Annotated in this window: 13 protein-coding genes; 7 read left to right on the plus strand and 6 right to left on the minus strand. The window is 53.6% G+C overall.

The genetic code is table 11. The annotated features are described in order from the left end of the window. Nucleotides 1-4 precede the first annotated feature (4 nt). Nucleotides 5-1,450: a metalloprotease TldD gene (gene tldD, locus BJP35_RS16385; protein WP_014171856.1), complete on the plus strand. Its 1,446-nt coding sequence runs from the start codon at nt 5-7 to the stop codon at nt 1,448-1,450. Between the two features lie 51 nt (nt 1,451-1,501). Here tldD and BJP35_RS16390 read toward each other — a convergent pair whose 3' ends face one another. Together BJP35_RS16390 and aaeR are read right to left on the minus strand one after the other, a co-directional pair. Further along, entirely contained in the window at nt 1,502-2,116 is a 615-nt protein-coding gene (locus tag BJP35_RS16390; protein WP_020883508.1) for a YagU family protein, read from the minus strand. 218 nt (nt 2,117-2,334) lie between these two features. After that, nucleotides 2,335-3,261, minus strand: a complete 927-nt coding sequence (gene aaeR / locus BJP35_RS16395) for an HTH-type transcriptional activator AaeR (protein ID WP_014171854.1) — start codon at nt 3,259-3,261, stop codon at nt 2,335-2,337. A gap of 179 nt (nt 3,262-3,440) precedes the next feature. Between aaeR and aaeX the strand changes: the two genes are divergently transcribed. The 5 genes from aaeX to BJP35_RS16420 all read left to right on the plus strand — a co-directional run bounded on the left by aaeX (nt 3,441) and on the right by BJP35_RS16420 (nt 8,419). Further along, complete coding sequence (gene aaeX / locus BJP35_RS16400) at nt 3,441-3,644, plus strand: p-hydroxybenzoic acid efflux pump operon protein AaeX (protein ID WP_003860416.1); 204 nt, start codon at nt 3,441-3,443, stop codon at nt 3,642-3,644. A gap of 7 nt (nt 3,645-3,651) precedes the next feature. After that, on the plus strand, nt 3,652-4,584 hold the full coding sequence (aaeA, locus tag BJP35_RS16405) for a p-hydroxybenzoic acid efflux pump subunit AaeA (RefSeq protein ID WP_020883509.1): 933 nt from the start codon (nt 3,652-3,654) through the stop codon (nt 4,582-4,584). A 5-nt stretch (nt 4,585-4,589) separates the two neighbouring features. After that, nucleotides 4,590-6,557 (plus strand): p-hydroxybenzoic acid efflux pump subunit AaeB, encoded by a 1,968-nt coding sequence (gene aaeB, locus BJP35_RS16410; RefSeq protein WP_014171852.1) that lies wholly within the window; start codon nt 4,590-4,592, stop codon nt 6,555-6,557. Nucleotides 6,558-6,646: 89 nt separating this feature from the next. Further along, a complete protein-coding gene (locus BJP35_RS16415) occupies nt 6,647-8,101 on the plus strand; it encodes an NAD-dependent succinate-semialdehyde dehydrogenase (protein WP_047743793.1) in 1,455 nt (484 codons plus the stop codon). A gap of 45 nt (nt 8,102-8,146) precedes the next feature. Further along, a complete protein-coding gene (locus BJP35_RS16420) occupies nt 8,147-8,419 on the plus strand; it encodes a barstar family protein (protein WP_014171850.1) in 273 nt (90 codons plus the stop codon). Nucleotides 8,420-8,486: 67 nt separating this feature from the next. Here the strand turns inward: BJP35_RS16420 and yhcN (BJP35_RS16425) are convergent, their stop codons facing one another. From yhcN (BJP35_RS16425) to argR, 3 genes are all read right to left on the minus strand, one after another. Further along, nucleotides 8,487-8,753, minus strand: coding sequence for a peroxide/acid stress response protein YhcN (yhcN, locus tag BJP35_RS16425; protein ID WP_014171849.1), 267 nt, complete (start codon nt 8,751-8,753; stop codon nt 8,487-8,489). Between the two features lie 110 nt (nt 8,754-8,863). Beyond that, nucleotides 8,864-9,127, minus strand: a complete 264-nt coding sequence (yhcN, locus tag BJP35_RS16430; protein WP_014171848.1) for a peroxide/acid stress response protein YhcN — start codon at nt 9,125-9,127, stop codon at nt 8,864-8,866. Between the two features lie 377 nt (nt 9,128-9,504). Further along, nucleotides 9,505-9,975 carry a transcriptional regulator ArgR gene (gene argR, locus BJP35_RS16435; RefSeq protein ID WP_014171847.1) on the minus strand — a complete coding sequence of 157 codons (471 nt, stop codon included), beginning with the start codon at nt 9,973-9,975 and terminating at the stop codon, nt 9,505-9,507. A 397-nt stretch (nt 9,976-10,372) separates the two neighbouring features. Here argR and mdh point away from each other — a divergent pair, with 397 nt between their 5' ends. Then, nucleotides 10,373-11,311 carry a malate dehydrogenase gene (mdh, locus tag BJP35_RS16440; RefSeq protein ID WP_014171846.1) on the plus strand — a complete coding sequence of 313 codons (939 nt, stop codon included), beginning with the start codon at nt 10,373-10,375 and terminating at the stop codon, nt 11,309-11,311. A gap of 83 nt (nt 11,312-11,394) precedes the next feature. Here the strand turns inward: mdh and degS are convergent, their stop codons facing one another. After that, nucleotides 11,395-12,462: an outer membrane-stress sensor serine endopeptidase DegS gene (gene degS, locus BJP35_RS16445; protein WP_025202907.1), complete on the minus strand. Its 1,068-nt coding sequence runs from the start codon at nt 12,460-12,462 to the stop codon at nt 11,395-11,397. Nucleotides 12,463-12,526 lie beyond the last annotated feature (64 nt).

Consider the following 12,526-nt stretch of genomic DNA (forward strand, 5'->3'; position numbering starts at 1 on the left):
TACGATGAGTCTGAACCTGGTAAGTGAACATTTGCTCGCAGCGAACGGCCTGAGCCATCAGGACCTGTTCTCCATTCTTGGTCAACTGACCGAACGCCGTCTCGACTACGGCGATCTCTATTTCCAGTCGAGCTATCACGAATCCTGGGTTTTAGAAGACAGCATCATTAAAGATGGCTCTTATAACATTGACCAGGGTGTCGGTGTACGTGCCGTCAGCGGCGAGAAAACCGGTTTTGCTTATGCCGACCAGATTAGCCTGGCCGCACTGGAGCAGAGCGCGCTGGCTGCGCGGACTATCGTGCGCGAAACCGGTGACGGTCGCGTGAAGACGCTGGGTGAAGTGCAGCACTCTGCGCTCTATACCAGTATCGATCCCCTGCAGAGCATGAGCCGTGAAGAGAAACTGGATATCCTGCGTCGCGTGGATAAAGTCGCACGCGCTGCGGATAAACGCGTGCAGGAAGTTTCTGCCAGCCTGAGCGGTGTCTATGAACTGATCCTGGTCGCGGCGACAGACGGCACGCTGGCAGCGGATGTGCGTCCGCTGGTACGTCTTTCTGTCAGCGTGCAGGTTGAAGACGACGGTAAACGTGAGCGCGGTTCAAGCGGTGGCGGCGGTCGTTTTGGTTATGACTGGTTCCTGGGCGATGTTGACGGTGAAGCACGCGCTGACGCGTGGGCAAAAGAAGCCGTGCGCATGGCGCTGGTGAACCTGTCTGCCGTGGCGGCACCCGCCGGTACATTGCCGGTGGTACTTGGCGCAGGCTGGCCTGGTGTGCTGCTGCACGAAGCGGTGGGCCACGGTCTGGAAGGCGATTTTAACCGTCGCGGCACCTCCGTATTCAGCGGCCAGATGGGACAACGCGTCTCATCTGAACTCTGTACCGTGGTTGATGACGGCACGATGCAGGATCGCCGTGGCTCGATTTCAATCGACGATGAAGGTACGCCCGGGCAGTACAACGTGCTGATCGAAAATGGCGTCCTGAAAGGCTACATGCAGGACAAACTCAACGCGCGTCTGATGGGCGTTGCGCCAACGGGCAACGGCCGTCGTGAATCCTACGCGCATCTGCCGATGCCGCGTATGACAAACACCTACATGTTGCCGGGTAAATCCACACCGCAGGAGATCATCGAGTCCGTTGATTACGGCATCTTCGCGCCAAACTTTGGTGGCGGTCAGGTGGATATCACCTCTGGTAAGTTCGTCTTCTCCACTTCAGAAGCGTATCTGATTGAGAAAGGCAAAGTGACCAAAGCGGTGAAGGGGGCGACCCTGATTGGCTCCGGTATTGAAGCCATGCAGCAGATCTCCATGGTCGGTAACGATCTGAAACTGGATAACGGCGTTGGTGTTTGCGGTAAAGAGGGCCAGAGCCTGCCGGTTGGCGTCGGTCAGCCAACGCTGAAAGTGGATAACCTGACGGTGGGCGGCACCGCCTGACCTGAATCAATCTGAAAAAATGGCGCGACTGTAAAAGTCGCGCCATTTTTTTTAACGTGCGTTACCCAGCGGGATCTCCGGGTCGGGCTCGTGCGTGATGCGGTTGCGTAGGTCACGACGAATGATTTCAATCGACCAGAACCAGATCAAATGCCCCACGATCTCTGAGACGTGTTCGTACCAGGGCAGTTCGAACAGCGGGGGTGTCAGCCCCATCAGCGGGAAGGAGATCATGTGAACAAAAAGCTGTGCTAACGCACCCGCCAGTAAACCTTGCCAGAGTTTAATTTTCGGGAAGACTTCAGCAACTACACAATACCCTACAGCAAAGACGATAGAGAAAATAATATGTGTTACGCCGACCGCGTTAAATATATGGCCGGCAAAGGTATAAACCGCGGCGTTAGGGTCAGCAATGCCCAGCCAGTCGCGTAAAAATACATAAGGAGGATTTAAAAAATTGCGGGAGCAATCAATCTGACCTGCGGCTCTTATTAATTGCTCCGGTCCGCATGCGCTGGTGAATAAATCGGTAGGGCTTCGCGGCGGAAGCGGCACCTCTGCTCCCCATTTTACGAAGGCGGAGACAATCCCTGCAATCAAACCAATGAACGCGGCGAGTCCATAGCGCCTGCGTGAAGGCGGTGTTTGTTCAAATATATTCATTTCTTTTCCTTGTTTAACGTCATCCTGAGAAATACATTTTATTATTCATATCGGTAACAAATTAATAACAGCCTGACTGTCAGACTGTTTATAAGGTAAGGCGCAGATGGCGGCAGTGTCAATTCGCTATTCCTGGCAGGGGCGAAGGAATATTCCTGAATGACGGTCTGTATCATCCTGGAATATTCATCACAAATATACATTTCGGAAATTAAAGGTTATTCCTTTCGTCTTTCGCGCATTCCCTGAAACAACTCCGCCACGTCCACAAAATACTCGGTCAGATAGTTTATGCACACCTGAACCTTGAGCGGCAGTTTGTCTTTCTCGGTATACAACGCGTACACCGGACGCGGATCGGATTGATAGCGCGGGAAGAGGATCTCCAGTACACCGCTGTTGATCTCGTTGATCACCCACATTAACGGCACATACGCGATCCCGGCACCGGCCACCAGCCAGCGCGAAATAGTCATCGGATCGTTGGTGACGAACCGTCCTTCCGGCAGCAGTCTGGTGGAAATCCCTTCCGGGGCAATCAGCTCAAATTCATTGTCGGGGCGAACGCTGTACTCCAGCCAGGAGTGGTTGGTGAGATCGGCGGGTTTCTCCGGTACCCCGTACTGAGCCAGATAGCTTTTCGAGGCGCAGACCACCATTGGCATACTGCCTAGCCGCCGGGAGAAGAGGCTGGAGTCCTGTAATGCCCCCACGCGGATCACCACGTCCAGCCCGTCGGCAATCAGGTCCGGGGCGGGAATGCCCGTGACCAGATTGACGGTTAATCCCGGGTACTCTTTCAGCATGTCAGCGGTCATGGCGGCGAGAACATTTTGTGCCATAGTTGAAGAACAACCGATGCGCAGCGTACCGATAGGCGTGTTGTTGAAGGCGTAAAGTTGTTCGTGCACATCCTGCACTTCGAGCAGCATGCGGCGACAACCCTGATAGTAAATCTTACCCGCTTCCGTCAGCCCAATGCTGCGGGTGCTGCGGTTGAGTAGCTTGACCTGCAGCTCATCTTCCAGTTTGGACACGGTCTGGCTGATGGAAGAGACGCTCATCTGAAGCTGACGTGCAGCGGCGGTAAAAGAGCCAAGTTCAACCACTTTGGCAAAGACCGACATCCGTTTTAGACGTTCCATTGTTAACTCTGACTTAAAAGTGATTTAGATCACATATTATAGATAACAGCATAACAGTTACGTTAATATATTATTAATTACATAACGGCTGCGCCATTCTCGCCCGGCGTTTCTTGCTCTCCTGCGGTGGCGTGCGCTAAAAAAGTCTGAAGCCTGCACTCTCTCTAATCAAGGTCAACATGAGTCTGTTTCCCGTTATCGTGGTGTTCGGTTTGTCGTTCCCACCGATATTTTTCGAGCTTCTTTTATCACTGGCGATTTTCTGGCTGGTGCGCAAGGTGCTGGTCCCCACCGGGATCTACGATTTTGTCTGGCATCCTGCATTGTTCAATACCGCGCTGTATTGCTGCCTGTTTTACCTGATATCGCGCATGTTTGTCTGAGGTTGATGTGAAAACGCTAACAAGAAAAATCTCCCGCACTGCCATCACCATGGCGCTCGTTATCCTCGCGTTCATCGCTATTTTCCGCGCCTGGGTCTATTACACTGAATCACCGTGGACGCGAGATGCGCGCTTTAGCGCCGATGTCGTGGCAATCGCCCCCGACGTGGCGGGTCTCATCACTGCGGTCAATGTCCACGATAACCAGCTGGTGAAAAAAGATCAGGTACTCTTCACCATCGACCAGCCGCGTTATCAGAAAGCGTTAGAAGAAGCTGAAGCGGATGTGGCCTATTATCAGGCGCTGGCTTCCGAGAAACGCCGTGAGGCAGGTCGCCGTAACCAACTGGGTGTTCAGGCGATGTCCCGCGAAGAGATTGACCAGTCCAATAACGTCCTGCAAACCGTGCTGCATCAGCTGGCCAAAGCGCAAGCGACGCGCGATCTTGCCCGGCTCGATCTTGAGCGCACCGTGATCCGCGCACCAGCCGATGGCTGGATCACCAACCTGAATGTTTATGCCGGGGAGTTTATCACCCGCGGCTCAACCGCCGTGGCGCTGGTTAAACAGAACTCCTTCTACGTGCTCGCCTATATGGAAGAGACCAAACTGGAAGGCGTGCGTCCGGGGTTCCGGGCTGAAATTACGCCGCTTGGCAGCAATCGTGTGCTGAAAGGCACCGTCGACAGCGTAGCCGCGGGGGTCACTAACTCCAGCAGCTCTAACGATACTAAAGGGATGGCGACGGTGGATTCCAACCTGGAATGGGTACGTCTGGCCCAGCGTGTGCCGGTGCGTATCCATCTGGATGAACAGCAGGGCAATCTGTGGCCTGCCGGGACCACGGCGACGGTGGTGATCACCGGTGAAAAAGACCGTGACGCCAGCCAGGACTCTATCTTCCGTAAAATTGCCCATCGCCTGCGCGAGTTTGGTTAATCGTTATGGGTATCTTTTCCATCGCCAGCCAGCACATTCGCTTCGCCGTTAAGCTGGCGTGTGCCATTGTGCTGGCGCTGTTTGTCGGCTTCCACTTTCAGCTGGAAACCCCCCGCTGGGCCGTACTGACGGCGGCGATTGTCGCGGCAGGGCCTGCCTTTGCTGCGGGCGGGGAACCTTACTCCGGAGCGATCCGCTACCGTGGGATGCTGCGCATCATTGGGACATTTATCGGTTGTTTCGCCGCACTGACCATCATCATATTGATGATCCGCACGCCGCTGCTGATGCTGATGGTGTGCTGTATCTGGGCGGGCTTCTGCACCTGGCTCTCGTCGCTGGTGAAAGTGGAGAACTCCTACGCCTGGGGGCTGGCCGGTTATACCGCGCTGATTATTATCATCACCATTCAAAGCGAACCGCTGCTTGCCCCACAGTTTGCCGTTGAACGCTGCAGTGAAATTGTCATCGGTATTGTCAGTGCCATTGTCGCTGACCTGCTTTTCTCTCCTCGCTCCATTAAGCAGGAAGTGGATCGTGAACTGGATGCGCTGATTGTTGCCCAGTATCAGTTGATGCAGCTCTGCATTAAGCATGGTGACAGCGAAGAGGTGGATAAAGCCTGGAGCGCGCTGGTGCGCCGCACCACGGCGCTGGAAGGGATGCGCAGCAATCTGAACATGGAGTCTTCGCGCTGGGCCCGTGCCAACCGCCGCCTTAAAGCCATCAACACCGTCTCCTTAACGCTGATTACCCAGGCGTGTGAAACCTATCTGATCCAAAACACCCGCCCGGACGCGGTAACCGATACCTTCCGCGAGCTGTTTGCGGAGCCGGTGGAAACCGTGCAGGACGTACACAAACAGCTTAAACGCATGCGCCGGGTCATTGCCTGGACCGGGGATCGTGATACGCCAGTGACGATCTATACCTGGGTCGGGGCCGCGACGCGCTACCTGTTGCTGAAACGCGGTGTGATCAGTAACACCAAAATCAGCGCGGTAGAAGAAGAGGTGCTGCAGGGTGAAGTGGTGATCAAGGCAGAATCCGCCGAACGCCATCACGCAATGGTTAACTTCTGGCGTACAACGCTTGCCTGTATGCTCGGCACGCTGTTCTGGCTGTGGACCGGCTGGACCTCCGGCAGCGGCGCGATGGTGATGATCGCCGTTGTTACCGCGCTGGCGATGCGTCTTCCGAATCCGCGCATGGTGGCCATTGATTTCCTGTTCGGCACAATTGCTGCACTGCCGATTGGCGCGTTCTATTTTCTGGTGATCATTCCCTCGACCCAGCAGAGCATGTTACTGCTCTGTATTAGCCTCGCGGTGATGGCGTTCTTTATCGGAATCGAAGTGCAAAAACGTCGGCTGGGTTCATTGGGTGCCCTGGCCAGTACGATTAACATCATTGTGCTGGATAACCCGATGACCTTCCATTTCAGCCAGTTCTTAGACAGCGCCTTAGGTCAGCTGGTGGGTTGTTTCCTGGCGATGATGGTCATTCTGCTGGTGCGGGATAACTCTCAGGCACGGACGGGCCGCGTGCTGTTGAATCAGTTTGTCTCGGCTGCCGTGTCGTCCATGACCACCAATACCGCGCGTCGCAAAGAGAACCACCTGCCGGCGCTCTATCAGCAGCTGTTTTTACTGCTGAACAAGTTCCCGGGTGACATCGCCAAGTTCCGTCTGGCGTTGACCATGATTATCGCGCACCAGCGTTTACGTAATGCCCCCGTGCCCATCAATGACGATCTGTCGGCTTTCCATCGCCAGCTGCGTCGGACGGCCGACCACGTGCTTTCTGCCTCCAGCGATGACAAACGACGTCGTTACTTTAAGCAACTGCTTGAAGAGCTGGATATCTACCAGGAGAAGCTGAAAGTCTGGGAAGCACCGCCTCAGGTGACAGAGCCGGTAGGACGGCTGGTGTTTATGCTGCATCGCTATCAGAACGCCCTTACGGATAACTGACTGAAGTAAAAAAGCCGACGCCAAAAGCGTCGGTTTTTTTGTGGCTATACTTATTCCAGCATGCTCTTACATTCAGGAAGGGAGGACACATGACAACCCAGGCGCTTCAGGATAATCACCTTTTTCAGACCGGTTATCTGGTCAACGGCATATGGAAAACGCTGGACACGACGTTTGATGTGCTGAACCCGGCTACCGGTGAGGTCATCGCCAGAGTAGCCAAAGCCGGCAAAGCAGAAACCGAAGACGCCATTGCCGCGGCGGCCAAAGCTTTCCCGGCATGGCGCGCCAAAACCGCGAAAGCGCGTTCGGCAATTCTCTACCGCTGGTACGAACTGATCATTGAGAACAAAAGCTGGCTCGGGCGTTTAATGACCACCGAACAGGGCAAGCCCCTGAAAGAAGCGGAAGGCGAGGTGGAATACGCCGCGAGTTTTATCCAGTGGTTCGCCGAAGAGGCCAAGCGCGCGAACGGCGAAATTATTCCACCGATCAAACCGGGTTCCCGCATCCTGGCGACCCGCGAGCCCATCGGCGTGGTTGCGGCGATTACGCCGTGGAACTTCCCGATGGCCATGCTCACCCGTAAATTGGGTCCGGCGCTGGCGGCAGGGTGTACCGGGGTAATCAAACCGGCAAATAACACACCTCTCAGCGCCTTCGCGCTGCTTACGCTGGCAAAACAGGCCGGCGTACCGGATGGGGTACTCAACGCCGTAGCCGGGAATACGCATGAAATCAGTGACGCGATTATGGCGAGCCATGAGGTGCGGAAAATCTCCTTTACCGGCTCGACTTCCGTCGGCAAAACGCTGGTGCGTAACGCCGCAGAAACCATGAAGAAAGTGTCGATGGAGCTGGGAGGCAATGCGCCGTATATCGTCTTTGAAGATGCGGATATCGAGGCTGCCGTTAAAGGGGCTATCGCCAATAAATTTCGCAATGCCGGCCAGGTCTGCGTCAGCGTTAACCGTTTCTATATCCAGGAAACCGTCTACGACAAATTTGTGAATAAGCTTGCCGATGCGGTGAAGGCCCTGAAGGTCGGGAATGGTCTGGAAGAGGGCGTCATCGTGGGGCCGCTGATCGAATCCTCCGCCGTCGATAAGGTACGTGAACACGTTGAAGATGCCGTGGCCCGGGGTGCGACAGTTCTGGCGGGCGGTAAACCCCATTCGCTTGGCGGCAATTTCTGGATGCCAACTGTCCTGGGCGATTGCCATGAAGGCATGAAACTGGCTGAAGAAGAGACGTTTGGCCCGGTTGCGGCCTGCTTCCGTTTTACCTCGGAAGATGAAGTTATCCAGCGTGCCAACAACACGCCATATGGCCTGGCGGCTTACTTCTATACCCAAAATCTGACACGTGTCTTCCGCGTGTCGCAGGCCATCGAAAGCGGGATGATAGGAATTAACGAATGTGCCGTCTCCACAGAGCTGGGGCCGTTTGGTGGGGTAAAAGAGTCTGGCCTTGGGCGTGAAGGGTCCGTGCTGGGACTGGAAGAGTATCTGGAAGTCAAAACCCTGCATATTGGGGGATTATAATAATCAGGGCGGCGCAGGCCGCTCGCCTGGACTGGGTGACTGGCAATGAAAACCTATACCTTTGATTTTGACGAGATCGACAGTCAGGATGACTTCTATCGTGAATTTATCCGGGTGTTTGATCTTGAACGGGAAAGCGTCACCAATCTGGACACGCTGTGGGACGTGGTGACCGGCAGCCTGCTGCCGTTACCGCTGGAAATTGAGTTTATCCATCTGCCTGAAAAGTTGCGCAGACGGTTTGGCGCACTCATTTTGCTGTTTGATGAAGCGGAAGAAGAGCTGGAAGGGCAGCTACGTTTCAACGCGCGCCATTGATCAAGCCATAAAAAAGCCCCTGACCAGAAGGCCAGGGGCAAGTCGTATGATGAGATACGACGAGGGTTTATTTATACAGTTGAGCCGTTGCATGCCAGTGGTCACCCTGGTTCAGCTCGGTGACGCGATAGCTGCTGGCGCCTGCTTTTTCAGCTTTAGCGGCCAGTGCCTGACGGATATCCATTGGAGAGCCGGTAACGGACGTCACAGACACACTCCCCATAGACTGCAGATTCTGCGCCTGGTCAGCGTTCACTTGCTGTACGGCGGCACTTGCGCCGAAAGAGAGAACGGATGCCAGACCGAGGGTTGCGATGATGAATTTGGTTTTCATAGTCTTTGCTCCTGAATAGGGTTTTTGCTCAACGGCGAGAAGGGTTGAACTGCTATTTTTATGCCTGGTGCCGTTGAGTAGAGATTTTGGTCTTCAGTTATTACTAAAACTTATTTGTACAGCTCAGCGGTTGCGTGCCAGTGGTCACCTGAACGCGCTTCAATGATGCGATAAGATGACGCACCTTGTTCTTCCGCTTTTTTGTTCAGCATCTCATGCATGTCCATTGGAGACGTGCCGATTGCGCCGACGGAAACCGTACCGATTGCCTGGCGGGATTGTGCCTGCTCGGCATTGATAGCGTCAGCGGCGAAAGCACCGAATGACAAGACAGACAGGACGCTGAGCGCCGCTACAGTAGTTTTGATTTTCATGATTCTTTACCTCGTCGAATTTTTAGTGGGGTCTTTGTTTCGTGACCCTCATCACAAAATCAAGTATACACTAATAACGGTAAAAATTAATACCAGACTAATTGTTTCTGTTGTTATTACGTATTAACTAGCCTGTTTTTTATAACCTAATGGCATAAAATTGTGCGTTTATTGTTCAATGTGTGGCTGTATATCTAAGAAAATCATATGGATATCAGCTTTTGATTTTTTGTGCGATTTTTTGATTTATCATTCACCAAGTGAATGTTAATGGGCGGTAAAAAGCACTATTTGTTAAAGTAAAGGGCGGGATAAAACAGGGGGAAACGCGGCAGAAGCAGAATGATCCCCGAAGCAGGACGCCACGGGGAGGGTAATCAGAGTTCCTGCTCGAACAGGTCCAGAATCGCTTCGTAGAGATCTTTCACTGAGAAGCCATTGGCGGGGGTAGTGAAGATGGTATCGTCACCCGCAATCGTCCCAAGGATGCCTTTGGGCTTACCCAGCGAGTCCAGCATACGTGCAATCAACTGTGCAGCACCTGGGCTGGTATGGATCACGACAACGGCATCGTTGTAATCGATATCGAGAACCAGATTCTTTAACGGGCTGGAGGTGGTTGGCACGCCAAGTTCTGCAGGCAGGCAGTAGACCATCTCCATTTTGGCGTTACGCGTACGTACCGCACCAAATTTGGTTAACATGCGGGAGACTTTCGACTGGTTGATGTTATCGAAGCCTTGTTCCTGTAAAGCCTGAACAATTTCTCCCTGAGAACTGAATATCTCTTCTTTGAGTAGCGCTTTAAACGCCTTCACTAAATCTTCTTGCTTAGACGAGCTTCGCATAAGTCACCCGGAATATGACGAAAGAAACAACATTATTATGCATGTGGATGAATTTTTATGCAAATTATCTGCCAGCGGTTAGGCTGAAATAATGTTATGAAAGGGAGTGATTTTATCAGATTTCGTTATCAGAAAACATGCCTGGGTCACGGCAAGCAAATAAGCTTAAAAGTAAATTAAATGTTATCAAAATGATGTTGTTTTGGTGGCGTGGCAGGGTGTATTGTAACCCCCTCTTAATTCGTTGTCGTCTGTCGTCAGATAGCCTTCTGGTGAGAGATAAAGTCGCGCGACCTCAAATTATTTAGTGACGAAAATTGTAATTAATTACCTGCTGAATTATGGTCGCCGCAACGGAGTTACAGATACTTAAGTTAACCATAATAAGGAGTTTAGGATGAAAGTCGCAGTCCTCGGCGCTGCTGGTGGTATCGGCCAGGCGCTTGCCCTACTACTGAAAACCCAACTGCCTTCAGGCTCAGAACTCTCCCTGTACGATATTGCTCCGGTAACCCCAGGTGTGGCGGTTGACCTGAGCCACATCCCGACAGCTGTGAAAATCAAAGGCTTCTCCGGTGAAGATGCTCGTCCTGCCCTGCAGGGCGCGGACGTGGTGCTGATCTCCGCTGGTGTGGCGCGTAAGCCAGGCATGGATCGTTCAGACCTGTTCAACGTCAACGCGGGTATTGTGAAAAACCTGGTGCAGCAGATTGCTGAAACCTGCCCGAAAGCGTGCATTGGTATCATCACCAACCCGGTGAACACCACGGTTGCTATCGCGGCAGAAGTGCTGAAAAAAGCCGGTGTTTACGACAAGAACAAACTGTTCGGCGTGACCACGCTGGACATCATCCGTTCCAACACCTTTGTGGCTGAACTGAAAGGCAAACAGCCTTCAGAAGTTGAAGTGCCGGTTATCGGCGGTCACTCTGGTGTCACCATTCTGCCTCTGCTGTCGCAGATCCCTGGTGTTAGCTTCACCGAGCAGGAAGTGGCTGACCTGACCAAACGCATCCAGAACGCGGGCACCGAAGTGGTGGAAGCGAAGGCGGGTGGCGGTTCTGCAACCCTGTCTATGGGTCAGGCGGCGGCACGTTTTGGTCTGTCACTGGTTCGTGCACTGCAGGGCGAGAAAGGCGTTGTTGAATGCGCGTATGTTGAAGGCGACGGAGAACACGCTCGTTTCTTCTCTCAGCCGCTGCTGCTGGGTAAAAACGGTATCGAAGAACATCAGCCGATTGGCAAGCTGAGCGCGTTTGAACAGAACGCGATGGAAGGCATGCTGGATACGCTGAAGAAAGATATCACTCTGGGCGAAGAGTTCGTTAACAAGTAAAACGGATGTCCCCACAGGCCGGGTAAGCAGTCATGCCGCCCGGCAAAAAAAACGGAGCAATGCGCTCCGTTTTTTTATGCCTGTCAGTTGGTGGCCGGGTATTCCTGAATCGTCACCTGCAGCGTCAGCTTCTTATCGTTACGCATGACTTCAACCGGGATGATAGAGCCAGGACGGATCTCCGCAACCTGATCCATGGTCTCCAGCGCCGATACCGCTGGTATGCCGTTGACCGACACGATGACATCATTAACCTGAATTCCCGCGTTAGCCGCCGGGCCGCCAGGCGACACTTCGTTGACCACGATGCCCTGAATCTGATCGATGCCACCGCCCTGCGAATGCATAGGCGCAATTTCACGACCGCCAATACCAATATAACCGCGGATCACACGGCCATCGCGGATCAGCTTATCCATGATCTTGGTCGCCAGCTGGAATGGAATGGCGAACCCAATCCCTTCCGGCGTCTCACCGTCATTGCTCTTATCGAACGAGAGGGTATTGATACCCATCAGTTCGCCCAGCGAGTTGACCAGCGCACCGCCGGAGTTACCGTGGTTGATGGACGCATCGGTTTGCAGGAAGTTCTGCCGTCCCGACGGGTTGAGGCCAATGCGACCAGTGGCGCTGATAATCCCCTGCGTGATCGTCTGACCCAGGTTATAAGGGTTACCGATAGCCAGCACGACGTCGCCAATATGAGGGGTTCGTTTACGGTTAATAGGAATAACCGGTAAACCGCCCGTGGCGTTGATCTTCAGCACGGCCAGGTCGGTCAGGCTATCCGAGCCCACCAGCAGGGCCTCAAACACGCGGCCATCCTGCAGGGCAACGATGATCTGGTCGGCATCGTTAATCACGTGTTTGTTGGTAATGATGTAGCCGCGCTCGTCCATAATTACCCCGGAGCCGAGAGTGCGGATCTCCAGCTGGTTATGGGCTGAGCTATTGAGGCCACGGTTATAAACGTTAACCACGGCAGGCGCGGCACGGCGAACGGCCTGGTTGTAGGTCGCAGGCGTTTCATCCGCACTGTCGAACTGAGGCACCGACAGCTTATTGAACTGGCGTAAAGACGGCATGACGACCAGCAGCAGGCCGGCAACAATCAAACCGATGACAATTGAACGAAAGAGCTTTAAAAGCATGATGCGCGTGTCGTTAATAAAGGAACGATTTGCAGCATAACATGAGTTATCCGGACATCACACG

This window comes from Enterobacter sp. J49, assembly GCF_002148625.1.
Lineage (GTDB): Bacteria > Pseudomonadota > Gammaproteobacteria > Enterobacterales > Enterobacteriaceae > Enterobacter > Enterobacter ludwigii.